Source organism: Neotabrizicola shimadae (genome assembly GCF_019623905.1).
Lineage (GTDB): Bacteria > Pseudomonadota > Alphaproteobacteria > Rhodobacterales > Rhodobacteraceae > Neotabrizicola > Neotabrizicola shimadae.
The window spans coordinates 2,629,838-2,652,709 of sequence record NZ_CP069370.1; the positions used below are offsets into that span (position 1 = coordinate 2,629,838).

At 64.4% G+C, this 22,872-nt stretch carries 24 protein-coding genes; 11 read left to right on the plus strand and 13 right to left on the minus strand.

What is annotated here, in order from left to right; genetic code table 11:
- Positions 1–7 precede the first annotated feature (7 nt).
- The 8 genes from fabB to JO391_RS12835 all read left to right on the plus strand — a co-directional run bounded on the left by fabB (position 8) and on the right by JO391_RS12835 (position 8,654).
- Complete coding sequence (gene fabB / locus JO391_RS12800; protein ID WP_220660868.1) at positions 8–1,237, plus strand: beta-ketoacyl-ACP synthase I; 1,230 nt, start codon at positions 8–10, stop codon at positions 1,235–1,237.
- A 10-nt stretch (positions 1,238–1,247) separates the two neighbouring features.
- On the plus strand, positions 1,248–2,036 hold the full coding sequence (locus JO391_RS12805) for an enoyl-ACP reductase FabI (protein ID WP_220660869.1): 789 nt from the start codon (positions 1,248–1,250) through the stop codon (positions 2,034–2,036).
- Positions 2,037–2,438: 402 nt separating this feature from the next.
- On the plus strand, positions 2,439–3,098 hold the full coding sequence (exbB, locus tag JO391_RS12810; RefSeq protein WP_259444903.1) for a tonB-system energizer ExbB: 660 nt from the start codon (positions 2,439–2,441) through the stop codon (positions 3,096–3,098).
- Between the two features lies 1 nt (position 3,099).
- Entirely contained in the window at positions 3,100–3,525 is a 426-nt protein-coding gene (gene exbD / locus JO391_RS12815) for a TonB system transport protein ExbD (RefSeq protein WP_259444694.1), read from the plus strand.
- A gap of 437 nt (positions 3,526–3,962) precedes the next feature.
- Positions 3,963–4,370, plus strand: coding sequence for an energy transducer TonB (locus JO391_RS12820; protein ID WP_220660872.1), 408 nt, complete (start codon positions 3,963–3,965; stop codon positions 4,368–4,370).
- Positions 4,371–4,573: 203 nt separating this feature from the next.
- Entirely contained in the window at positions 4,574–5,563 is a 990-nt protein-coding gene (locus JO391_RS12825; protein WP_220660873.1) for a calcium-binding protein, read from the plus strand.
- A gap of 59 nt (positions 5,564–5,622) precedes the next feature.
- Positions 5,623–7,629 carry a TonB-dependent receptor domain-containing protein gene (locus JO391_RS12830; protein ID WP_220660874.1) on the plus strand — a complete coding sequence of 669 codons (2,007 nt, stop codon included), beginning with the start codon at positions 5,623–5,625 and terminating at the stop codon, positions 7,627–7,629.
- Positions 7,630–7,655: 26 nt separating this feature from the next.
- Positions 7,656–8,654, plus strand: a complete 999-nt coding sequence (locus JO391_RS12835) for a calcium-binding protein (protein WP_220660875.1) — start codon at positions 7,656–7,658, stop codon at positions 8,652–8,654.
- Between the two features lie 45 nt (positions 8,655–8,699).
- On the opposite strand, the gene JO391_RS12840 is transcribed toward JO391_RS12835, so the two are convergent.
- The 10 genes from JO391_RS12840 to argC form a co-directional block, all read right to left on the minus strand.
- Positions 8,700–9,674 carry an SMP-30/gluconolactonase/LRE family protein gene (locus tag JO391_RS12840; protein WP_310795036.1) on the minus strand — a complete coding sequence of 325 codons (975 nt, stop codon included), beginning with the start codon at positions 9,672–9,674 and terminating at the stop codon, positions 8,700–8,702.
- A 129-nt stretch (positions 9,675–9,803) separates the two neighbouring features.
- Positions 9,804–10,445 carry an SMC-Scp complex subunit ScpB gene (scpB, locus tag JO391_RS12845; protein ID WP_220660876.1) on the minus strand — a complete coding sequence of 214 codons (642 nt, stop codon included), beginning with the start codon at positions 10,443–10,445 and terminating at the stop codon, positions 9,804–9,806.
- Positions 10,442–11,230, minus strand: a complete 789-nt coding sequence (locus tag JO391_RS12850) for a segregation and condensation protein A (RefSeq protein WP_220660877.1) — start codon at positions 11,228–11,230, stop codon at positions 10,442–10,444. The genes scpB and JO391_RS12850 overlap by 4 nt, the downstream gene beginning before the upstream one ends.
- The gene (locus JO391_RS12855) at positions 11,223–12,245 is read right to left on the minus strand and encodes a glycoside hydrolase family 3 N-terminal domain-containing protein (RefSeq protein WP_375155665.1); all 1,023 of its coding nucleotides are present in this window, start codon (positions 12,243–12,245) and stop codon (positions 11,223–11,225) included. The genes JO391_RS12850 and JO391_RS12855 overlap by 8 nt, the downstream gene beginning before the upstream one ends.
- Positions 12,236–13,240 carry an SPOR domain-containing protein gene (locus JO391_RS12860; RefSeq protein ID WP_220660879.1) on the minus strand — a complete coding sequence of 335 codons (1,005 nt, stop codon included), beginning with the start codon at positions 13,238–13,240 and terminating at the stop codon, positions 12,236–12,238. The genes JO391_RS12855 and JO391_RS12860 overlap by 10 nt, the downstream gene beginning before the upstream one ends.
- 63 nt (positions 13,241–13,303) lie before the next feature.
- The gene (gene argS / locus JO391_RS12865) at positions 13,304–15,049 is read right to left on the minus strand and encodes an arginine--tRNA ligase (protein WP_220660880.1); all 1,746 of its coding nucleotides are present in this window, start codon (positions 15,047–15,049) and stop codon (positions 13,304–13,306) included.
- A gap of 89 nt (positions 15,050–15,138) precedes the next feature.
- Complete coding sequence (locus tag JO391_RS12870) at positions 15,139–15,510, minus strand: 3TM-type holin (RefSeq protein ID WP_220660881.1); 372 nt, start codon at positions 15,508–15,510, stop codon at positions 15,139–15,141.
- On the minus strand, positions 15,501–16,100 hold the full coding sequence (locus JO391_RS12875) for a holin-associated N-acetylmuramidase (protein ID WP_220660882.1): 600 nt from the start codon (positions 16,098–16,100) through the stop codon (positions 15,501–15,503). Before JO391_RS12875 ends, JO391_RS12870 begins: the two co-directional genes overlap by 10 nt.
- A gap of 60 nt (positions 16,101–16,160) precedes the next feature.
- The gene (ccmE, locus tag JO391_RS12880) at positions 16,161–16,613 is read right to left on the minus strand and encodes a cytochrome c maturation protein CcmE (protein WP_220664554.1); all 453 of its coding nucleotides are present in this window, start codon (positions 16,611–16,613) and stop codon (positions 16,161–16,163) included.
- A gap of 16 nt (positions 16,614–16,629) precedes the next feature.
- On the minus strand, positions 16,630–17,658 hold the full coding sequence (argC, locus tag JO391_RS12885) for an N-acetyl-gamma-glutamyl-phosphate reductase (protein WP_220660883.1): 1,029 nt from the start codon (positions 17,656–17,658) through the stop codon (positions 16,630–16,632).
- Between the two features lie 117 nt (positions 17,659–17,775).
- Here argC and JO391_RS12890 point away from each other — a divergent pair, with 117 nt between their 5' ends.
- Both JO391_RS12890 and JO391_RS12895 read left to right on the plus strand, forming a co-directional pair.
- Positions 17,776–18,423 (plus strand): HD domain-containing protein, encoded by a 648-nt coding sequence (locus tag JO391_RS12890; protein ID WP_220660884.1) that lies wholly within the window; start codon positions 17,776–17,778, stop codon positions 18,421–18,423.
- An 81-nt stretch (positions 18,424–18,504) separates the two neighbouring features.
- Entirely contained in the window at positions 18,505–19,257 is a 753-nt protein-coding gene (locus JO391_RS12895) for a sulfite exporter TauE/SafE family protein (protein ID WP_220660885.1), read from the plus strand.
- Between the two features lie 63 nt (positions 19,258–19,320).
- On the opposite strand, the gene efp is transcribed toward JO391_RS12895, so the two are convergent.
- Positions 19,321–19,887: an elongation factor P gene (gene efp / locus JO391_RS12900; RefSeq protein ID WP_220660886.1), complete on the minus strand. Its 567-nt coding sequence runs from the start codon at positions 19,885–19,887 to the stop codon at positions 19,321–19,323.
- A gap of 97 nt (positions 19,888–19,984) precedes the next feature.
- Here efp and epmA point away from each other — a divergent pair, with 97 nt between their 5' ends.
- Positions 19,985–21,019 (plus strand): EF-P lysine aminoacylase EpmA, encoded by a 1,035-nt coding sequence (gene epmA / locus JO391_RS12905; protein ID WP_220660887.1) that lies wholly within the window; start codon positions 19,985–19,987, stop codon positions 21,017–21,019.
- Between the two features lie 109 nt (positions 21,020–21,128).
- On the opposite strand, the gene JO391_RS12910 is transcribed toward epmA, so the two are convergent.
- Together JO391_RS12910 and JO391_RS12915 are read right to left on the minus strand one after the other, a co-directional pair.
- Entirely contained in the window at positions 21,129–21,959 is an 831-nt protein-coding gene (locus tag JO391_RS12910) for a DUF1684 domain-containing protein (RefSeq protein WP_259444695.1), read from the minus strand.
- Positions 21,934–22,728, minus strand: coding sequence for a glycine-rich domain-containing protein (locus JO391_RS12915; protein WP_220660888.1), 795 nt, complete (start codon positions 22,726–22,728; stop codon positions 21,934–21,936). The genes JO391_RS12910 and JO391_RS12915 overlap by 26 nt, the downstream gene beginning before the upstream one ends.
- Positions 22,729–22,872: the final 144 nt, after the last annotated feature.

Below are 22,872 nucleotides of genomic sequence, written 5' to 3' on the forward strand. Positions count from 1 at the left end.
GTACCCCATGCGTCGCGTCGTCATCACCGGCATCGGGATCGTCTCGCCCATCGGCAACAATGCGGCCGAGGTCGAAGCCAGCCTTCGCTCCGGCAAGTCGGGCATCGTCTTTGCACCGGACTATGCAGAGCACGGCTTCCGGTCGCGCGTGCACGGTCAGCCGAACATCGTGCTCGAGGATCACATCGACAAGCGCGACCTGCGCTTCATGGGCGATGGAGCGGCCTACACCTTCATCGCCATGACCGAAGCGGTGAAGGACAGCGGTCTTTCCGAGGCCGACATCTCGAATGAACGCACTGGCATCATCGTGGGTTCGGGTGGTCCTTCGACCAAGAGTTTCTTCCGCGCCCACAACATCGTGCGCGAAAGCGGAAGTCCCAAGCGCATTGGCCCCTTCAGTGTCACCAAGGGCATGTCCTCGACCGTCTCTGCGTGTCTTGCCACCCCGTTCAAGATCAAGGGCGTGAACTACTCGATCACATCGGCCTGCTCGACCTCGGCACATTGCGTGGGCAACGGGTCGGAGTTGATCCAGATGGGCAAACAGGACATCGTTTTCGCCGGCGGCGGAGAGGAACTTGACTGGACGCTGTCCTGCCTGTTCGATGCCATGGGCGCGATGTCGTCAAAGTACAATGATGCGCCGGAGACCGCTTCGCGACCCTATGATGCGACACGCGACGGCTTTGTCATCGCCGGCGGTGGCGGGGTGGTGGTTCTAGAAGAATTGAACCATGCGCTGGCCCGGGGCGCCAAGATCTATGCCGAGGTCACCGGCTACGGGGCCACATCGGACGGCTACGACATGGTGGCGCCGAGCGGCGAAGGCGGCGAGCGGTCGATGCGGGTGGCGCTCTCGACCTTGCCGGAAAGTCGCCGGATCGACTACATCAACAGCCATGGCACGTCGACCTCTGTGGGCGACGTGACGGAAGTAGAGGCGATCCGCCGAGTGTTCGGAAAGGGAAAGACGCCGCCCATTTCCTCGACGAAGTCGCTTACCGGTCATTCTCTTGGTGCAACCGGGGTGCATGAGGCGATCTATTCGCTTCTGATGTTGAACGGCCGGTTCATTGCGGCTTCGGCCAATGTGACCACGCTGGATCCCGCGCTGGACCCGTCGGAGATCGTGACGACACTGCGTGAAGGGGTCGATCTGGATTCGGTTTTGTCGAACTCCTTCGGATTTGGCGGAACCAACGCGACGCTCGTGATGAGCAAGTACCTCGACTGACGGAGGCATCATGCCCGGACTGATGACAGGCAAGCGCGGCCTCGTGATGGGTGTCGCGAACGAACGTTCCATTGCTTGGGGTATCGCCTCGGCCTTGGCTGCAGAAGGTGCGGAACTGGCCTTCTCGTATCAGGGCGACGCCTTCGGCAAGCGAGTCCAACCGTTGGCCGCCTCGGTGGGATCGGAGCTGCTGGTCGATGTTGACGTGGCAAATGAAGAAAGCCTCGACGCCTGCTTTGCCACCTTGCGCGAAACCTGGGGGCGGTTGGATTTCCTGATTCATGCCATAGCATTTTCAGACAAGGCGGAACTGACCGGTCGCTTCGTGAATACGACACGCGGCAATTTCTTGAATTCTTTGAACATTTCCTGTTTTTCGTTCATCGACTGCGCCCGCAGGGCCGCCGATCTGATGACAGATGGCGGCAGTCTGATTACCCTGACCTTCCAAGGATCGAACCGGATATCGCCCAACTACAACGTGATGGGTGTGGCGAAGGCGGCGCTGGAAAGCGCGACGCGCTATTTGGCCAACGACCTTGGTCCACAGGGCATACGCGTGAATGCCATATCGCCTGGCCCGATGAAGACGCTAGCAGGTTCGGCGATTGGGGGTGCGCGGGCGACCTTCCGGCATACCGAGGAAAACGCACCTTTGCGTGCCAACGCAACTCTGGAGACCATCGGTGGCACCGCAGTCTGGTTGTGTTCGGCCTATGGCGCAGCGACGACAGGCGAGATCGTTCACGTAGATGGCGGTTACCATATCATGGGCTTCCCCCAGGCCGAGAACATCTGACGCCGTCGGTGTGGCTGTCCTGGCGAGCACTTGCCCAGGACAGGAAACCCGACTAAAACCCTAAGCCAAGCGAAATCCAGCAGGATCACGGTCCGGCCAGATAGGCTCATCCCTCTTCTGACCGGTATCCCAATGAGTGCTTCTTCGCCTCGTCTCTCGCTCCGTCCGGCGGCTGTCATGGCTATTGCCGGAGTCATTTGGGTCGCGATCGCGTCAGGTCATGCCTCTAGCCAAGAAGCACCGCCCGATGTCGTAACCACAGCCCCCGGAGGTCTCTCGGCACCAGCATCCGAAGCGCCACCGAGCCTCCCCGGCATCGACTTCGGACATCAGGGCACGTCAGTTTCCTTGCCCGATGGTGCGCCGAAGGGCGTAAGGCTGCCCGATTTGACGCCCATGGGAATGTACCGGGCGGCCCATCCAGTGGTGAAGGGGGTGATGATCCTGCTGGTTCTCGCCACGGTCGTCAGCTGGACGATCCTGCTGTACAAATCGGTCGAGATCGGACTGGCGCGTCGGCGGGTCAGGCACAGTCTCGCAGTCATTGCTACGGCGCAGTCTCTGGCAGAGGCAGCGGACGGTCTCGGCGCACGTCTGGATCCGTCCGCCTTGATGGCGAAGGCGGCGTTCCATGAATTGGTCCAATCCGCTCCTGCAATCGAACGGGCCGGTCCGGATGGCATCAAGGAGCGGGTGAGGTCCTTGCTGAACCGGGCGGATGCGGCAGCGACCAGTCGATTGCGGCGGGGTACGGGTCTGCTGGCCACAATCGGCGCCATCGCTCCTTTCGTCGGTCTGTTCGGCACCGTGTGGGGAATCATGAATGCCTTCGTCGGGATCGCGGAAAGCCGGTCCTCGAACCTCGCCGTCGTTGCGCCCGGCATTGCCGAGGCGCTCTTGGCCACAGCCATCGGGCTCGTCGCGGCAATCCCTGCCGTGGTCATATACAATGTGTTCAGCCGCCGGATCGCGACCTATCGGTTGATGCTGGGCGATGCCGCCGCGACGGTGGAACGGTTGGTCAGCCGCGATCTGGACTTCGGCCGCGCGGGGAGGGCATGAAGTGGGCTTTTCTGTCGGAGGCGGCGATCCCGAGGATGAAGGGGAACTCCACGAGATCAACGTCACACCTTTCATAGACGTGATGCTGGTGCTCTTGATCATCTTCATGGTTGCAGCACCACTTTCCACAGTCGATGTGCCGGTTGACCTGCCAGGGACAAGTGCCCCGCCAGGTCCTCCACCCGAAGACCCTCTCTACCTGACGCTACAGAAGGATCTGACGCTCGTCGTCGACACGACCACTGTTCCTCGCGAAGGATTGGCAGCGGTACTCGATGCCCGCACCGGGCAACAGCGTGATCGCCGCATCTTTGTTCGCGCCGACCGCAGCGTGGACTACGGCGCGCTGATGCAGCTCATGGGAGATCTGCGGACCGCAGGATACCTTAGGGTCGCCCTCGTCGGCATCGAGGGTAGCCCGCCATGACGCATTCCTTGAGTTGGCACATGCCTCTGCGCCGACGCGACCGACTGGCCGAGGGAGCAGGCTGGCTCCTGTCCTGCACTCTGGTAACAACGGTCCTTGGCGGAACGTTGATCTGGACAGAGCGTCAGATAGGAGACGAACGCGGGGTCCAAGAGGCGATCATCCTTGAACTTGAGCCTTTGCCCCCCGTAGCCGCGGTTCCAGCTCCTCCACCATCTGTATCGGCGGTCGCGGCGTCTCTGCCCGACCCACTTCCACCCGCCGCCCATCAACCTCCCGTCAATCTATCAGAGCCCGACTCTGCGCTCGCTCCGATGCCAGAGGCAATGCTGCCGGATCAGGCGACGCCGGACAGGCCACCGGTCCCCGCAATGCAGCCGAGCCCAGAGCCCGATTTTACGGTGGCGGCAGATCCGGCTCTCGCCGAAGCCCGTCCGATGGCCCGCCCCGAACGGGAGAAGGCTATCAAGGCTGCTACTCCGGATGCAGAGCCGTCTTCCAGCTCGGTAGAAGCGGCCTCGACGCAGCCGCAGTCTTCGGCGGCTTCGAGAGCTGGCGCTACGGATGCAAAGGCGCAATGGGGCGCGGCAATCCGAAAGAGGGTCGAGCGTCGCAAGGCCTATCCCAGGGCCGCCCAGGGTGCCAATGGTGAAGTGGTTGTACGTATGGTGATCGGGACAACAGGATCACTTGAAAGCGTCTCGGTCACGCGATCTTCGGGCAATGTCGAACTGGACAAGGCTGCGTTGGCCGCGGTTCGCCGTGCAGGCCGATTTCCCAAGGCACCAGAGGCACTTGAAGGCAACCGTCACGTCTTCTCGTTGCCAATCCGATTTTCACCCTAGGACGCCCATTCCGAAGAATAAATGTTGACAGAAACAATAGGCATTTGCTAACGGACGGTGTCTGCATGCAGCCCGCTTTGGCCCTGCAAGAAGTTCCGGAAGTGTTCCGGCCTTGAGCGCCCTTCTGCCAGTCCCATGCCGCGTACCCGCAAGGTGAACCCGCAACTGGGCGGACATTGTCCGCTGGACTGAAAGGCATGATCTTGACCAAAGCCCTGACCATCGACGCGAGCGCCCTCTCGGGCGTGGACTTCAACAGCTACATCAACACGTTCTTTTCGTCGCTGGCCGCCGACTCGAACGATTTCTACGGCGGAACGCCCGATATCTTCTACGGCCGGCCCTATAATGTCAGCGGCTCTCAGGTGCTGTCCACCTACACAGAGGGCGAAGCTGCTTCCCCCTCGGTCGCGCTCATCGAAGGGGCAGACCTTGCCTATGACTACATCCATTATGGCTCGTCCTTTGGCCACGGAATCTCGGGGCATATCGACAGCCTCACCTTCGGCACCTGGGTCGATGGCGTAGCGACCGGTACTCAGGGTATCGGCGAGTCCGGTGAGATTGCAGGGCTTGCCACCGGGCTTTTGATCGACGGTCTGGATCTCTCTGCCGCAGCCGGCAGCGGCACCGACACTTCGACCAACCTGGTCTACGGTGTCTACAAGGCGGTAAACGCCCTCGATGCCGCTTATCTGTACGATCTGATCTCGACCTACGCGGTCGAGTTCACCGGTAGCGCCGGGAACGACTCCGTAGTCGCCTACAATCACGATGATGTGCTGATGGGTGGCGCGGGCAATGACACCATGCGGGGAGCCGGCGGCAGGGATGTGCTGCTTGGCGATGCAGGCGACGACCTGCTGTTCGGCAATGGTGGAGCCGATATCCTGCGTGGTGGCTCTGGCGCTGACCGGCTTGTGGGCGGCGGCGGGCGTGATCTTCTGACAGGCGGTTCCGGGGCGGATACCTTCATAATTGCCAAACTGCCCGCACAATCAGACATCGATATCATCACCGATTTCGAGACGGGCGTCGACCGCCTGTCGCTGCGGCAGTTCGGGCTGACCAGCCTGGACGACCTCACAGTTACCGAGACCGCGGACTACGTCGATCTTGTCACTGGAACGCAGACGATCCGCCTCGAGGGCCTGACAGCCGCCGACCTCGACTCGGTGTCGATCCTGTTCTGATCCACCAGGCAGGTGCGGCAGATCCGATCTGCCGCACCTCCATCTGCGAAGGCTTCACCATGACCCCACGTGCCATCCGTCCCAAGCAGGGACTAAAGGTCCTTGCGATCACCACACTCGCAGCAGCAGGCCCTGCCATTGCTCAGGAGGAAGATGGTGATGGCACAGTTCTGGACGCCATCGTCGTCTCTGATGAGGAAGCCTTGGGCCAGGCAGGCGGCACCGGGACACCATCGGAATCGGTCATCGAACAGGCGCAGATGGCAATCCAGTATGCCGGCGCGTCGATCCAGACCATCCTCGAAGGTTTCGCTGGCGTCACTGCCGAGACCATTCCCGGAGATCCGGCTGTTGCAGTCAACATTCGCGGCTTGCAGGGAGATGGCCGAGTCGCCGTGACCATCGACGGGGCCCGTCAGAACTATGGGCGCGAAGGGCACGGTATCGGTTCGTCCTTCTACACCGATCCCGAGATGCTTAGGAGCATGGAAGTGGTGCGCGGCACGGCAAGTGCCGACGCCAGCGCCGGTGCCATCGGCGGGACGCTGGTGCTGCGAACAGTGACCGCGGAAGATCTGATCGCCGAAGGGGAAACCCAGGGCGGCGAAGCGCGCCTGCGGTTCGGCACACTGCTGGCTGAACCGACCGTCCACGCCGCCTGGGCAACGCAACTGAACGAATCCGCCACGGCCCTTCTGGCTTTCACACGAACGTCGGCGGCCAACTACACCTCGGGAGACGGAACTTTCGTCGAAGCCGAGGCCACGACTCTCTCGGGTCTCGCGAAGTTGTCCTATGCCATCGACGACCGTCAGCAACTCACGTTCTCGGCCTCGCAGATGACCTCGGACTTCTACACTGGGGTCAGCGAGGGTTACCCGCGTGACAATGATCAGACGGCAAGAAACTTCATCCTGGACTACAGCCTTGGCGACGAATCGGATCCTTGGTCGCTGGATGCAACACTCTACCGCACTGTCACGCAGGTCTCGCAGCAGTTGGAAGACGCGGAGACAGGCGCGCTCGACGGGCTCGAGCGATCCTATGAAACGGCAACCGACGGGCTGCGGGCCCAACTGGACGGTTTTGCACAGACCGGCGCAATTGAACACGATCTCGCCTTCGTCGTGGAAATGTTCCAGGACAATGTCACGACGGATGATCCGAACTCGCCGCTGGGCAGCCTGACTGCCTCGGGCATCCGAGACATCTGGTCGGTCTATGCCGAAGATGCCATCGGTCTGACAGAGACGACACAAGCCACGATTGGCCTGCGTTTTGACAGCTATCGGCTGTCCAGCGATGACGGCAGTTCGGAAGGAACCGGCACGTCTCCATCGCTGACGATCAGCCAGCAGGTTGGATCGGCCCTGACACTGTATGCCACGGCGGCCCAGGCCTATCGGCCGCCCACACTCTCGGAATCGCTGGTGAATGGGCAGCACCCTCCACCCGCCACGTTCTATATCCGCCCGAATCCGGACCTGAAGCCCGAAAGCAGCTTCAACCAGGAGATCGGGGCAACGCTCGCCATGAACGACCTAATGGTGGCGGGAGACACCCTGACCGGGCAGATTGCGGCGTATCGCAACGACGTGGACGACTACATCGGCCTGGTGCGCCGGGGAGGCATCTTCAACGGCTACTACCAGTACGCGAACATCGACCAGGTGCGTATCGAGGGCGTCGAACTGGAGCTTTCCTACGACGCCGAATGGGTCTTTGCGTCCCTTTCAGGCCAGCAGATCAACGGCACCGATATGGCCACCGGCGAAGAAGCCGCAGGCATACCGCCAAACCGGATGGTCATGACCCTTGGGCTCCGCGATATCGAGACGATGCGCGAAGCCGGTGCGCGCCTGACCAGCGTGGCGGCGCGCGAAGAAGGCGAACTGTCCACGGATGCGTGGCAGACCATCGACCTGTTCTTCAACATTCCCGTCGGCGCGACCGGCAACTTCGGCATCGCTCTGAACAACCTGACCGACGAGGAATACACCCAATACCTCAACACCCAGCCGTCGCCAGGGTTCAACGCACTGGCCTCGCTGACCTTTACGTTCTGACGCGCACGGCCATTAGGAGCATCGACATGACCATCACGATATCCCTGACCGCCGATCCCGTGACCGGTGCTGGCGTCAACTTCGTCGCACAGTATCAGTCCTTCTTCGCGGACTTCACTCCGTTCGAACTGCCGCTGTTCCTGGGACCCAGCAGTTCCAGCACGACGCAGGTCGTCCACTTGGACACACCTGTCACGGGCCAGGAGTCCAATACCAAGGCGATCCTCGTCGAAGGGTCGAATTTCCTGTACACTTTCTCGGACCATGTTGTCAGCGGAACAATCAACACCATCCGCCTGACAACACTCGGCAACGCCTTGAATACCGGGACGGGCGACCTCGTGCTGAACGGCGGCATCGTCACGACGGCAACCGAGTCAATTTCGATCTCCGGCCTCGATCTGTCGAACGCACCGCATGTTCGCGGCGATGTCCACAATCTGATTGCCAGCTTCATGGGCGGCGGGCCAGGGGGCGAAACGATAGACACCACACTCCTGATGAATGTGATTTGGTACCAAGGCCACAACCTACTTGGCTCGACCGGTGGCGACACGTATTGGGGCAGCGACTTCTCTGATGTTGTCCGGGGTTTCGGCGGCAATGACAGCCTGTACGGCAGTCTCGGCTCCGACCGGATTTCTGGTGGTGGCGGTCGGGACTTGATCGTCGGTGGCGCAGGGCGCGACATTCTCACCGGTGGCGCTGGCGCTGATGACTTCCAGTTCCTCGCTGTCAGCGACAGTACCGTTGCGGTAGCCGGCCGAGACCGGATTGTCGACTTCGAGTCGGGCGTTGACGATATCGACCTGCGCAACATCGACGCCGACATCCGCGATGCGGATAACGATGCCTTCGTCTGGCGAGACAACCTGGCATTCAACGGGACGGCGGGAGCCTTGCACTGGCGCGCGATCACCGGCGGGGTCCTCCTTGAGGCCGACCTGAACGGAGACCGCATCGCAGACTTCGCGGTCTACCTCGACGGGGTATCCAGTCTGCAACGCGGGGACGTGATGCTGTAAGAATTGCGGGGCCGGCTCCAATCGGGGCCGGCCCCGGCCCCTTCGCTACAAGGTTTTCGCCCCGGAGACCGCAAGGTAAATCGCATAAAGCGAGGCCGAAGCCGTAATGAACAGCCGGTTCCGGCGCGGGCCGCCAAAGGCAAGATTTGCGACCGCCTGCGGCACCAGGATCTTGCCAAGCCGAGTCCCATCTGGGGCGAAGCAATGCACTCCATCCCCGGCGGACGACCAGAGATTGCCCTGCGAGTCCACGCGCATGCCATCGGGGATACCCTCATCGATGGTGGCAAAGACCCGCCGGCCGGATAGCCGCCCGTCCCTCTGGTCGCAAGCAAGGATGTGGCGCGGCGCATCGGGGACGTGGCTGGCGCCGCTGTCGGCAATATAAAGCGTCCGCTCATCTGGCGAGAAAGCCAGTCCGTTCGGTTGCAGAAAGTCCTCGGCCACTCTTGCAAGCTGACCGTCTGGCGCAAGTCGGTAGACGCCCCGCACCGGCTGCTCCGGTTCCGCCTGATAGCCTTCGTAGTCGGACAGGATTCCATAAGTCGGATCGCTGAACCACACGCCACCATCGCTGGCCACAATAACATCATTGGGCGAATTCAACCGCTTGCCCTGATAGCTTTCGGCCAGAACCGTGATCGAGCCATCCACTTCGGTTCGGGTCACACGGCGTCCGCCGTGCTCGCAGGTTACAAGCCGACCCAGCCGGTCGCGGGTATGGCCATTGGCAAAGTTGGATGGCTGGCGGAACACTGTAACCGCGCCACCGCCCATGGCATCGGATGACCAGCGCAAGATGCGCTGGTTGGGAATATCGCTCCACAGGAGGCATCCAAGGTCACCGAACCAAACCGGCCCTTCGGCCCACCTGCATCCCGAATAGAGCTCGTCCAACCGAGCGGACGGAGCGATCAGATGCATGAAGCGTGCATCGTCGATCTGGAACGGAGAAGATGACATCGGGCACTCCTTCGGCGACCAAGACATGGCGACCGAGGCCGCATGGCTGGTGGTCACGTTCAGCCGGTCGGGATCATCCGCCAGCCCGCAACGAACCTATAGCCGTTCAGCGGGCAAGCAATGAGGAAGATATCCCGCAACGAACGGGCCCCGGATCGCCACCCTCTACCCCGGAACCCTGCGCGTTCAGTCTTCGAACAGTTCCGTCTGACCCGTCGCCTGCTCCTCCTCCGGCTCCGGCGTCTCGCGCATGGATCCTGGCAGGGGGCGATTGTCCAGAAGACCGGCGGCACGCAACTCCTTCAGCCCTGGCAAGTCACGGGCGCTTTCCAGGCCGAAATGATCGAGGAACGCCTCCGTCACCACGAAGGTCACAGGGCGTCCAGGAGTCATGCGCCGACGGCCCAGGCGGATCCAGTCCATCTCCATCAACTGCTGGATGGTCCCAGGACTGACGGCGACACCCCGGATTTCCTCGATCTCGGCACGGGTGACAGGCTGGTGGTAGGCCACGATCGCAAGCGTCTCGATCGCGGCGCGCGACATCTTGCGCTGCTCCACCGTCTCCTTCCGCATCAGAAAGCCCAGGTCCGGCGCGGTTCGGAAGGCCCAGGCGTCACCCACACGGGTCAGTGCCACCCCCCTTCCCTCGTACCGCTTGCGCAAGTGCACCAGCGCCTCCGCCGGGTCGCAGCCATGCGGCATCCGCGATTGCAGGTCAGCCACGGTGACCGGATCTGCCGAGGCGAACAGGATCGCCTCCACCATCCGTTCCTGCTCGCCCATTGGCGGGGCGGCGAAGAGGCTCTTCTCTTCACCGTCGCTCATGCCCCCTCCCGGCGCTTGATCTGCAGGGGGGCGAAGGTCTCGGATTGGCGCAGGTCGATCTGGCCACGCTTGGCAAGCTCCAGCACAGCCGCGAAATGTGCCGCGACAGAAGACCGGCGGCGCATGGGCGTGGCGGTCCAGCCATCTGGCAGGAAGGAGGCGAGGTCCGACCACTCGCCGGCATATCCGATCAAGCCTCGCATCCGGTCCAGCGCCTGTTCCATGGTGAAGACATGGTCACGGTCCATCACGAAGGGACGGAAATCATCCTTGGTGCGGATGCGGGCATAGGCACGCATCAAGTCCAGCAACGTTGCCACATGCGTGACTTTGCGGTGCAGCGTCATGTCTTCGGGCAAGCCGCGGGCAAAGAAATCCCGCCCCTTCTGGTCGCGCGCCATCAACCGCGCCGCCGCTTCCCGCATAGCCTGCAGGCGTTCCAGCTGGAAGGCCAGGTGAGCCGCCAGATCCTCTGCCGAGGGCCCCTCGACCCCAGGTTCGGGCGGCAAGAGAAGGCGCGATTTCAGGAAAGCCAGCCAGGCAGCCATCACAAGGTAATCGGCCGCAAGTTCGATCCGCAATGCCTGAGCGCGCTCGACGAAACTCAGGTACTGCTCCGCCAGTTGCAGTACAGAGATGCGGCGCAGGTCCACCTTCTGGGTCCGCGACAAGGTCAGCAGCAGATCAAGCGGTCCTTCATAACCATCGACATCGACAATCAGCGCCTCGGCCGCCATCCGGTCGGCCGGGTTCAGCTGTTCGATGCTCCAGTCTTCCTCAGCCATGGGCCCCACCGCGCGAGAGGGCCGCAAGGTCCGCCTCCAGCGCAGCGATGTCAACCGTGTCGGGCTCGGGGCGACGGGCAAGAGCCGCCCGAAGGCGTGCGGTGGCCGCGACGGTCAGATCACCGCAGGCAGAGGCGACCTGCTGCATCTCGATCATGTCGCCCTTGCAGTGCAGCGCGATATCGCAGCCCGCGGCGATCGCCAGAGCGGCCCGTTCGGCCAGGTTGCCAGTCAGCGCCTGCATGTTCAGGTCGTCCGTCATCAGCAGCCCGGCAAAGCCTAATTCCTCGCGGATCACGCGGATCATCTCCGGCGACTGGGTCGCAGGGCGTTCCGCGTCATAAGCCGCAAAGACAAGGTGGCCGGTCATCGCCATCGGCAGGTCATTCAGGGCACGGAACGGAGCGAAATCTTCCGCAGCCAGCGTCGCGCGGTCCGCCATCACGGTTGGCACAGCGTGGTGTGTGTCGGTATAGCTTCGACCATGGCCCGGCAGATGCTTCATCACAGGAAGCACACCACCGGCCAGCAGCCCCTCCGCAACGGCACGGGCAACCGCGATCACCTGATCTGCCGAGGTGCCATAGCACCGGTTGCGTAGAAACGGGTGAGTCTCGTCCAGCGCCAGGTCGCCAAGTGGCGCGCAATCGGCGTCAATACCCACCGCCCGCAACTCCCGCGCAACGATCCTCATGCGCAGGCCCATGATCCGCGCGGCTGTGCCCATATCCGGCGCGGCAAGCACGGTGTCCAAAGGTGGCGCCCATTCGCGCCAATGCGGCGCGCGAAGGCGCTGCACACGCCCCCCCTCCTGATCGACCAGGATCGGTGCCTCCCAGCCCACAGCTTCGCGCAGATCCGACGTCAGGCGTACAAGCTGCGCGGGATCTTCGACGTTGCGGGCAAACAGGATGAATCCCGCCGGCTGAGCGTCACGGAAGAAATCCCTCTCTTCCGCCAAAAGCTGCGCGCCAGAGCAGCCAAAGATGGCAGCCAGACGGGCCGTCATCTCCACACGACCGGGATGCAGGTCGCATTCTCCGCCTGAAGCGCGGCACAGAACCGTCGGGCATCGGCGTCGTCCTCGAACCCCTCGGCACGCAACCGCCAGAAGGCGCGTCCCCCGGATTGCGCAGCCTGTACCACCATGCCCTTGCCTGCCATCAGTTCAGCGAATTGCGTTGCGATGCGGGTCCAGTCGGCTTCTGCCGCCTCTGGGCTGTCATAGGCACCGAACTGCACAAGGCGCGTGCCGATCTTGAGCGTTGCCGGATCGACCACGCGCGGTGGCGCGGCCGGGCCGGGTGCGTCAGTGCTGGGAGCTGCGGTCGCCGCAACTCCTTCCAGACGGGCTGGCCGTGCCGGGGGCCTCACCGATTTCGCCACCGCCGGATTCTCAACCGGCTCATTGGCCGCGGGCTCCTCGGCAACGTCCTCAACAGCAGGCTCTGCCCCGGTCTCGGGGTCCATAAGCGGGGCCTCAGCAGCAGCAAGCGCGGCTTCCAGGTCCTCGCCCGTGGCGGTATCTGCCACCGACTGTTCGGGGTCTTCGATCGGCGAGACAGCGGCTGCCGCGGGCAACACAGGCGGTGGCGTCACCACACCCGCCGATCCGGGCGCGACCGCCGGCACGGCGGCAACGGTCTCGGGTGCCTGAACTAGGCCGGGCATATCCTCCTCGGCCAATTCCTGAGCACGCGGGGCCAGGGCAATCTGGTCGGCCACGGGTTCGGCCATGCCGGCTTCAGGGATCGCATTGACCGCAAGGCCCTGGTGCAACGTGATCTCGCCGCCGGGGTTCTCGGGCGCCATGCGCAGCGGTCCTTCCAGCGCACGCACGACGGGCACGCCGGAAATATCCCGCACCGCTATCCGGTAGCCCCAGTATCCAAGCCCCAGCACCAGCGCAATCGACGTCAGCGCACCGGCCAGATGCACCAATCGCTGCACCCGATGCGGGCGCATCGGGGCGTCCACCGCGCCGACCTCGTCGTATTCAACGTCCGCCATGCCTGCCTCGCCGGGGCCGTTCCACCCCGTTCTTGCCCGTTCACGCCGGCGGGCGCCTGTTCGTCAGCGCATTTCCTCGACCGGAGTGACGCCAAGGATACCCAAACCATTGGAAATCACAACGCCCGTGGCACGCGCGAGGGCGATTTTCGCCTGCGAGGTCGCAATGTCACCTTCCTGGATGAAACGCAGAGATGCGTCGTCATTCCCGCGGTTCCACAGGCCGTGGAATTCCGACGCCAGCTCGTAGAGGTAGAAGGCTATACGGTGCGGTTCGTTGTTGCGCGCAGCAATTTCCACAAGCCGCGGGAATTCGGCCAGCTTCGCCGCCATGGCGATTTCCGCCGTGTTGTCCAATCGGGCCAGATCTGCAGCAGCCAGCGTGGTGTCGTCGCAGACGATCCCGGCTTCCCGCGCCTTGCGCAGCACCGAATTCACCCGCGCATTGGCGTATTGCACATAGAAGACCGGGTTGTCCTTCGACTGCTCCAGCACCTTGTCGAAGTCGAAATCCAGCGCCATGTCGTTCTTGCGCGTCAGCATCACGAAGCGCACGACATCGGGGCCGACCTCGTCGATCAGGTCGCGCAGCGTCACAAAGGTTCCGGCGCGCTTCGACATCTTGAAGGGCTGGCCGTTCTTGAACAGCTTCACAAGCTGGATCAACTTGATATCCAGCGGGACCTTGCCATCCGAAAGGGCCGCAACGGCCGCCTTCATCCGCTTCACATAGCCGGAATGGTCGGCACCGAAGATGTCGATCAGCTGGTCAAAGCCGCGCGTGACCTTGTCATAGTGATAGGCGATGTCCGGGGCAAAATAGGTCCAGGACCCGTCCGACTTCATCACCGGGCGGTCGACGTCATCGCCGTGCGCGGTGGACCGGAACAACGTCTGCTGCCGCGGCTCCCAATCCTCAGGGGTCTTGCCCTTCGGCGGCTCCAGCACGCCCTCGTAGATCAGGCCCTTGTCGCGCAGCGTATTCAGCGCCGCCTCGATCTTTCCGGTACCGTAAAGGGCCTTCTCGCTGGAATAGACATCCATCCGAACGCCAAGCGCCTGCAGATCATCGCGGATCATCTGCATCATCATTTCGGTGGCGAAATCACGGATGTCTTTCAGCCAAACCGCTTCCGGCTGGTTCAAGAGGCTCGACCCGTACTTTGCCTTCAGCGCCTCGCCAACCGGGATGAGGTAGTCCCCCGGATAAAGCCCCTCGCGGATTTCAGGCTCCAGACCGTTCGCCTCGCGATAGCGTTCGAAGGCGGACCGTGCCAGCACATCCACCTGCGCACCGCCATCGTTGATGTAGTATTCGCGCGTCACATCCCAGCCGGCAAAGGCCAGGAGGCTAGCCAGCGCATCGCCCACCACGGCGCCGCGGGCATGGGCCACGTGCATCGGACCGGTCGGGTTGGCGGAAACGAATTCGACGTTGACCTTCTGGCCCGCACCAATGTTCGACCGGCCGTAGTCGGCCCCCTCCTCCAGCACATCACGCACAAGGCTCTGCCAGACGCCGGGCGCCAACCGAAGGTTCAGGAATCCAGGACCAGCCACCTCGGCGGCAATCACGCGCGGATCGCGCGACAGGCCGGCCGCCAGACCATCAGCGATCTGGCGCGGCGGCAGTCCCGCAGGCTTGGCCAGCACCATGGCCGCATTGGTCGCCATGTCGCCGTGCGCCGGATCGCGCGGCGGCTCGACCGCCACGGCGGAAAGGTCAAGGCCAGCGGGCAGTTCGCCCGCCGCCACCATCGCAGCGATCTCGTCAAGGACCAGCGCGCGGATTTCGGCAAAGAGGTTCATTTGATCAAGTCCCGTTCCCTCCTCGCGCAATGACAGAGGGACCGGGACAGGTCAAGGTTCGCAGGCCGCAGGACCGCCCGGCCCCGCGTTCAGCGCCGCTCTCCGGCCTCGTTGGGCTTCCGCGCAGCACGGATGTAGAACGCTTCGCGCGCGCCGAAGGTAAAGGTCAACACACCGCCAAGCAGCCACCACATTTCTTCCGGCATGGCGGCCAGCGCCTGCATCCGCGCCTCGAAGCCAACGGGATCCACCAGCGCGAACCCCATCAGCGCCAGCGCCCCAAGCGCCGCCACCGGCCGCGGCAGCCGGTTCAGCGCGTCGACGGCGCGGTCGTAGCCCTTCTTTCCCGTGGATGTGGCGGTTTCGCGCATCGGCACTTGTCCGATCCCCGGCTCGCCCTCCACAAGCCCCTCCGCCAGATCGCCCAAAGTCTCGCCCAGATTGCGGATGTTCAGTCCCATTTCGCCACCCTTTCCCGATGCTGCGCCTCGCTCAGACGATGCTGCGGCGCCATGAACTCCTCGGCCCGCGTGATCCACCCGCCCTTCCCGCCATCGCGTCTTCGGGCATACTTGCGGCTGGCGGGCCGGGCATCGGCCAGGGCGTAGTAGTAGTCCCTGCGCGCTATGGCATAGGCCTCGGCGATACCACCTCCCGCGCCATAGGCCGCGGCCACCGTGCGCGGTCCGATGATCCCGTCATCCGGGCAAGGCCGCCCAAGGCGCGTCAGCAACCGCTGCAGGATCTTCACCGCATTGGCACCCGCGTTGACATACATATCGAAGACAGCGGGCTGCAGGTCCTCGGGCAGCCGTTCGATGCCGGGACGCCGCCAGTAGTGGTCGATGAAGATTTCGACCGCCTGAGCCCGTGTCAGCTTGCGCACATCGGCGGTGCTCACCCGGCCATCGCCCGTCAGATCCAGTCCCAACCGGCGCAGGGTGCCGATCGTCACCCCATGGTTCGTGGCACCGCCAGGGTCGACGGGGTCGTTCACATAGCCGCCCTCACGGGCGACGATCTCCTCGGCAAGGGACAGGACGGATCGCATGGGGCCTCCGCAGCTTCCAACTGCGGCCAGCCTCCGACGATCACGTTAACGAAGCAGCAATCAACCGCCCGCTGCAGCCGGATCGACGTACGTGCCCTGTTCCTTCAGGGCGTCGATCACTTCCGCGGGCATGTAGGTCTCGTCGTGCTTGGCCAGGATTTCAGAAGCGGTGAATGTGCCGCCCGTCATCTCGCCCATGGCCACAACGCCCTGGCCTTCGGCGAACAGATCCGGCAGCACGCCGGTATAGGTGACGGCCACCTTGGCCGCGCCGTCGGTCACCGCAAAGCTGACCGTCTCGCCCTGCCCACGCACCAGGCTGCCCTCTTCCACCAGCCCGCCCAGGCGGAACACCTCGCCCGCGCGCGGCGGGTCCGACACGACCTGAGCGGGTGAACGAAAGAAATTGATCCCGTCGCGCATGGCATAGCCGATCAGACCGACAGACACCGCCAAGGCCACGAAGGCCAGGGCAATGACCTGGATGCGCCGCTGCTTCTTCAGACCCTTCAGACCTGCCATTGTCTCCTCACGGGAAGACGGGCGCCAGCATCAGCCCCGTGGTTTCCTCGATCCCCAGCATCAGGTTGGCGTTCTGGATCGCCTGGCCCGACGACCCCTTCGTCAGGTTGTCCAGCACGGCTACCACGACGGCCCGCCCGGGAATGCGGTCGCCGATCACGCCGATATGGCAGAAGTTGGAGCCCGCGATATCCCTTGTCGAGGGGAGTGCGCCGAAAGGAAGCACTTTCAGGAACGGCTCATCGGCATAGGCCGTGGCCAGAGTGGCATGAACCGCGTTCGGATCGCCCTTCACATAGACCGTCGCCAGAATACCCCGGTTCATCGGCAGAAGATGCGGCGTGAACTGCACCCGCACCGGACGCCCCGCAATCTTCGAGAACTCCTGATCGAACTCGCCCAGGTGCCGGTGCTTGCCGCCCGCCGAATAGCTGTGCGTGCCGCCCGAAAGCTCGGCATGAAGCAGGTTTTCCTTCAACGACCGCCCCGCGCCGGAAACCCCCGCCTTCAGGTCGATCACGATGTCGTCCAGGTTGATCACCCCCGCCGCAATCAGCGGCCGCAGGGCATATTGACCGGTTGCCGCGTTGCAGCCCGTCCCCGCGACCAGCCGACCCTTGCGGATTTCCTCGCGGTAGAACTCTGTCAGGCCATAGACGGCCTCCTTCTGCACCTCCACCGCGGCATGGGGCTGGCCGTACCACTTTTCGTATTCCGCCGGATCACGCAGCCGGAAGTCCGCCGACAGGTCTACAATCTTCAGATCGCGCGGCAGACCGGCGATCACCGCCTGGGTGGTCGCATGGGGCAGCGCGCAGAAGCACAGGTCCACGCCCGAAAAGTCGATCTCGTCGATCTTCACCAGACGCGGCAGGTCCAGGTGGCGCAGGAAGGGAAAGACCTCGGCCATCGACTGCCCCGCCTTGCGGTCGGCCGAAAGCGCCACGATGCGCAGGTCGGGATGCGTGGCCAGCAGACGGACAAGTTCCGCCCCCGTATAGCCCGAGGCTCCCAGAATGGCGACGCGGTAGGTCATGGCGGACATCCCTGCAAGTGACGCGGGTTTCCTGCCGAAACGAGCGGCAAAACGCAAGGCAAAGGCGCGCGAGTACCCCACTGGACAGCCCGCACCGCCTGCGACAGCCTTCGCGGCATGACCGATCCCCGATTTGCCCCGCACAGCGCCCTTGCCGCCCGGCTTACGCCACACGCCGCCAGCCCCGGTGACGGCTCGCACGACCTCAGCCACATTCTGCGGGTCTGGGCCAACGTGCGGCAGCTGATGGCCGAAGAGGGAGGCGATGAGGAAATCCTGCTGGCCGCTACGCTGCTGCACGATTGCGTGGCGGTCGAAAAGACCTCTCCACTGCGGTCGCAGGCCTCACGCCTTGCGGCGGAACGGGCGGGCGAACTCCTCGCCAGCCTCGGCTGGCCCGCACCGCGTGTCGCTGCCGTGGCCCATGCCATTGCCGCACACAGCTTTTCCGCCGGCATCGCGCCGGAAACACTGGAAGCCCGCATCCTGCAGGACGCCGACCGTCTGGATGCCATCGGCCTGATCGGCGTGGCGCGCTGCTTCTACGTCGCCGGGCGCACTGGCGCGGCCCTCTACGACCCCGCGGATCCGCAGGCCACGAACCGCCCGCTGGACGACCGCCGCTTTGCTCTGGACCATTTCGAGACCAAGCTTCTCACGCTCGCCAAAGGCTTCCAGACCGTGACGGGGCGCCGCCTCGCGCAGCTCCGCCACGAAAGCCTTCTTGCGTTCCGCGACGGACTCCTGGCCGAAATCGCCGGCTGAGCCCCTGTCCATGACGCCTTGCCTTTCCGGCCTGCCACGGAAAGGATCGCGCTTCGTTCGAACCTGGCCATCGGAGGCACCTTGGAACTCTGGATCATTCTCATGCTGTTCGGCGCGGGATTCCTCGGCGGTCTGGCCAATGCCATCGCCGGCGGCGCCACGCTGATCACCTTTCCGGCCATGCTGGCCTCGGGCCTGCCTCCCGTCATCGCCAATGCCTCGAACGCGCTCGCCGTGCTGCCCGGCGCCCTGATGGCCGCCTGGGCCGACCGTGGGAAACTTCCGGGCTGGAGCCGCGGCTTCGCAATGCTGCTCGTCTCGGCTCTGTTGGGCGGCGCCTTCGGCGGCGTCCTTCTGATGCTGACCTCGGACAGTGTCTTCTCATTGCTGGTGCCCGCGCTGATCGGCTTCGCCACGCTGGTCTTCGCCTTCGGCAAGCGCATCCAGGGCATGGTGCGCGGGCTTGCCGACGGGTCCGAGACCCTGCGCATCGGTCTGATCTTCCCGGCCGCCGCCTACGGCGGCTACTTCGGGGCCGGGCTTGGCGTGATGCTGATGGCCGTGCTGGCCATCACCGGGCACGAGGAACTGCGCCAGGCCAATGCCATCAAGAACGTCGCCTCCACGGTCGCCAACCTGACAGCGGTCGTGGTCTTCGTGGTGATGGGCCTGATCGCCTGGCCGCAGACCCTGGTGATGCTGGTCGGCGCGGCTTGTGGCGGGTTTTCCGGCGGCAAGCTGATCGCCGTGCTTCCCGCCCAGGCCGTGCGCAGCACGATCATCGTGATCGGCTGTGCCATGACCCTGATCTACGCCTGGCGTGCCTGGTTCTGACCGGCAGAAATGCAAAAGGGGCCGCAGCGGACTGCGACCCCTCCTGAACAGACTTCGCCAGGATCAGTCCTTGGCGCGCTCGACGTAGCTGTCGTCGTCGGTGTTGATGACGATGCGGGTGCCCGGCCCGATATGCGGCGGCACCATCACGCGCAGACCGTTCGAGGTCATAGCCGGCTTGTAGGACGACGAGGCCGTCTGGCCTTTCACCACCGGCTCGGTCTCGGTGATCTCGACGGTGATCTTCTGCGGCACTTCGATGGCGATCGGCGCACCGTCAAAGGTCTTGAGGTAGCAGCGCATGCCTTCCTGCAGATAGACCTTGTTGGCGCCCATGATGTCCTCGGTCACCACGACCTGGTCATAGCTTTCCGGTTCCATGAAGTGGAACCCCTCGCCGTCCTCGTAGAGGAAGTCATACTCCCGCTCGTCCACTGTGGCCTTTTCCACCTGGTCGGTGGTCTTCCAGCGTTCCGACACCTTCACCCCGTCCGAGATGCGGCGCATGTCGACCGAGGTGGTCGGCGTGCCCTTGCCGGGGTGGAAGTTGGTGGCAGAGAGAACGACGTAGAGCCGGCCGTCCATATCGACGACATTGCCCTTGCGGAGGGAAGAGGCGATGACTTTCACGGGTGTTTCCTTGCAGCGGTCCAGGGTCCGCGCTAGACGCGCGCGGAATTGGCGCTGGCCCTAGCGCATCCGGCACAGGAATTCCAGAGAGAACGGCATGGATCAGTGGTGGCGACCCGAAGTGCATGAGGGGCGGCGGGCCGGGCTTATGGCCCGCAACCGCATCCGGCAGGCCATAGGCGGCTGGCTCGCCGCGCGCGACTTCGTCGAGGTGGACCCGGCGGCGCTGCAGGTCAGCCCGGGGAACGAGGCGCACCTCCACGGCTTTGCCACCACAGCCATCGGGAACGACGGGGCCGGGCGGGGGATGTACCTCCACACCTCGCCCGAGTTCGCCATGAAGAAGCTGCTGGCGGCGGGAGAGCAAAGGATCGCGGCCTTCACCCATGTCTGGCGGAACCGCGAGCGGGGGGCGCTGCACAGCCCCGAGTTCACGATGCTGGAATGGTACCGGGTGGGGGAGGATTACACGGTCCTGATGGAGGACGTCGCGGCCTTCGCGCGGCTGGCGGCCGAAGCCTCGGGCGCAGGGGTGCTGCGGTTCCGTGACCGGAGCTGCGACCCGGCGCTGCCCTTCGAGCGGGTGTCGGTGGCCGAGGCCTTCGCGGACCATGCCGGCATCGACCTGCTGGCCACGATCCGGGCCGACGGGACGACCGACGCCCCTGCCCTGCGGGCGGCGATGGAGGCGGCGGGGATGAAGGCCGCGCCGGACGATACCTGGTCCGACATGCTGTCCCGTGTGCTGGTCGAGAGGGTTGAGCCGCATCTGGGGCACGGGCGGCTGACCGTGCTGGACCGCTATCCGGCGGCGGAGGCAGCGCTGGCGCGGCGGTGCCCGGACGACCCGCGGGTGGCGGAAAGGTTCGAGGTCTATGCTTGCGGGGTGGAGCTGGCCAACGGGTTCGGCGAGCTGACCGACCCGGCTGAGCAGCGCCGCCGGTTCGAGGCCGAGATGGACGAGAAGGCCCGGGTCTATGGGGAGCGGTATCCCCTGGACGAGGAGTTCCTGGCCGCCCTTGCCCTGATGCCCGCGGCCTCGGGGATTGCCATGGGGTTCGACCGGCTGGTGATGCTGGCCACCGGGGCGCCCAGCATCGACCATATCCTGTGGACCCCGGTGGCCGGCTAGGCGTCCGAGCTCGGACGCTTCGCTCGATCCATATATTTCAATGGGTTGCGAAGCCGCCTTAACTTGGACTTAACAATTTGCCGACGTCGGGGACCTGGTTGGGCCGCGATCACGGCCAGCGTTCGCCGGCCTCGATGCGGAAGGTCAGCACGTTGCCGGGAGGTGGCAGCGGGCAGATGGCGAGGTCGGTGAAGGCGCAGGGCGGGTTGGTGGCGCGGTTGAAATCCAGCGTGATCGCCCCGTCGCCCGCATCCTCGCCCAGAAGGAAGCGGGCGGCGCCGTAGGTGTCCTTGCCCGCCGTGGCATCGCGGATTACGAACATCGGCTTGCCGCCCTTCCAGTGGGTGGGCGTCAGCACGACCTGCTGCCCCTCATGGGCAAAGCGGGCGCGGTGCGAGATGGTGACGGTATCGGCGGCGCCGCCCTTCATGGCGATGCCAAGGGCCTGAGGTTGCTCCAGCCCCTCCCAAACTGCGCGGATGACCCAGTCGGGATTGTCGGGAAAGTGGTGCAAGCCGGGAAAGGCAAGCCGGGCCGGGTGGTCGGTCTGGCGTACGCGCAGCGCGGGGCGGCCTTCGACAACGTGAAGCTCCAGAAGGAGGTCGGCGACCTCGAGCCCCGCCGGCGCCTCGGGCCGGGGCTGGAACGGGTGGTCCTGTCCGGCAAGATCGGTGAGGACGGCCTTGTTGTCCGGTGTGACGGTCAGGCGGCCCAGATGGGCGGGGCCGGCCGAGAGCCGCAGATCGTTGCCTTCGGCCCGGCCAACGGTCCAGGTGCCGGCGCCGGTCTCGATACGGTCGATGAGGTTGAGCCAGCCGTCCGGGGCGGTGAGGGCGGCGAGGCGGTCGGCGCGGAACTGGGCTAGGCTTTCCATGGGGGCAGAGTGACGCGGCGATGGCGGCGCGGCAAGGGGGCTAGCCGCCACAACCGCCACAGCCACCGCAGCCGCCCGCATCGTTGGTGGATTTCCACCATTCCCACTTGCCGGTCAGGGCAAAATGCCCAAGCGGAACCCCCAGAAAGACCGTACTGACAACCCCGACGAAAATGACCGTCGGCAGAGCATCGGCGTGGACAGCCCACGCGATGGCTAGTGCCGCTATCGGAATGGCCAACGTTACCGCGGCCGCCAGCGCACGCAGCAGACGGACCGGCCGCCGCACCACCCAATGCGTGTGCGTACTGACCATGCGCTGAGTCCCGGCTTCGGCGAAGCGCGTCTCGACATCGGGCCAGATATCGGCCGGCGGCTGTGACCCGAACACCTGACGATAGCGTATCAGGGTTCTGGCATAGGCCGCGCGAAAGCGCTCCTCCGCTGCCTCGCCACCTTCGGTCGGATCGTGGTGTAGCGGCAGCCCGCCCAGGATGCCCGTGCACAGGTCATCCCAATAGGACCGAGAATAGCTCAGGTGCAGGTGCCAGGCCGCATCTACCGCCTCGGACGGGGTGAGGAGATCCGTGGACGTCGCCATCAGGTAGAGGAAGCGCTTGTATTCCTCGATCACGGCGCGGGCCTGGATTTCGCTCCACAGATTCTCGCGCGCCAGCCGGGCCGCAAAGCCAAGCGCGCGGTCCGACTGGTCCAAGTCCAGAGCCGAAATCCGGTCGTACAAGACCTGGGACTGCGGCAGGCGCGGGTCCCGCGCGACAGGCGCCGAGTCTGGCAGGGCAAGGGCGTCAGGCACGGGCAGGGCAAGCTCGGACATGGCAGGCAGCCTCCGTCGCAGATGACCTGCGCCCAGATTACGGCAACCGCGCCCTCGGATATATTGGGGATTCCCACAATAGGCCGCCCCTGCCCCGGTGAACCGCGCTCCAGCGCTGACCGGGGCGTCAGGGAGGGGGTGTAA

Bases quoted from the DNA above. Each gene is read 5' to 3' on its own strand.
- fabB (WP_220660868.1), top strand. From the start codon at position 8: ATGCGTCGCGTCGTCATCACCGGCATCGGGATCGTCTCGCCCATCGGC.
- JO391_RS12805 (WP_220660869.1), top strand. From the start codon at position 1,248: ATGCCCGGACTGATGACAGGCAAGCGCGGCCTCGTGATGGGTGTCGCG.
- exbB (WP_259444903.1), top strand. From the start codon at position 2,439: ATGTACCGGGCGGCCCATCCAGTGGTGAAGGGGGTGATGATCCTGCTG.
- JO391_RS12820 (WP_220660872.1), top strand. From the start codon at position 3,963: ATGGCCCGCCCCGAACGGGAGAAGGCTATCAAGGCTGCTACTCCGGAT.
- JO391_RS12830 (WP_220660874.1), top strand. From the start codon at position 5,623: ATGACCCCACGTGCCATCCGTCCCAAGCAGGGACTAAAGGTCCTTGCG.
- JO391_RS12835 (WP_220660875.1), top strand. From the start codon at position 7,656: ATGACCATCACGATATCCCTGACCGCCGATCCCGTGACCGGTGCTGGC.
- scpB (WP_220660876.1), bottom strand. From the start codon at position 10,445: ATGAGCGACGGTGAAGAGAAGAGCCTCTTCGCCGCCCCGCCAATGGGC.
- JO391_RS12850 (WP_220660877.1), bottom strand. From the start codon at position 11,230: ATGGCTGAGGAAGACTGGAGCATCGAACAGCTGAACCCGGCCGACCGG.
- JO391_RS12860 (WP_220660879.1), bottom strand. From the start codon at position 13,240: ATGGCGGACGTTGAATACGACGAGGTCGGCGCGGTGGACGCCCCGATG.
- argS (WP_220660880.1), bottom strand. From the start codon at position 15,049: ATGAACCTCTTTGCCGAAATCCGCGCGCTGGTCCTTGACGAGATCGCT.
- JO391_RS12870 (WP_220660881.1), bottom strand. From the start codon at position 15,510: ATGGGACTGAACATCCGCAATCTGGGCGAGACTTTGGGCGATCTGGCG.
- JO391_RS12875 (WP_220660882.1), bottom strand. From the start codon at position 16,100: ATGCGATCCGTCCTGTCCCTTGCCGAGGAGATCGTCGCCCGTGAGGGC.
- argC (WP_220660883.1), bottom strand. From the start codon at position 17,658: ATGACCTACCGCGTCGCCATTCTGGGAGCCTCGGGCTATACGGGGGCG.
- JO391_RS12890 (WP_220660884.1), top strand. From the start codon at position 17,776: ATGACCGATCCCCGATTTGCCCCGCACAGCGCCCTTGCCGCCCGGCTT.
- epmA (WP_220660887.1), top strand. From the start codon at position 19,985: ATGGATCAGTGGTGGCGACCCGAAGTGCATGAGGGGCGGCGGGCCGGG.
- JO391_RS12915 (WP_220660888.1), bottom strand. From the start codon at position 22,728: ATGTCCGAGCTTGCCCTGCCCGTGCCTGACGCCCTTGCCCTGCCAGAC.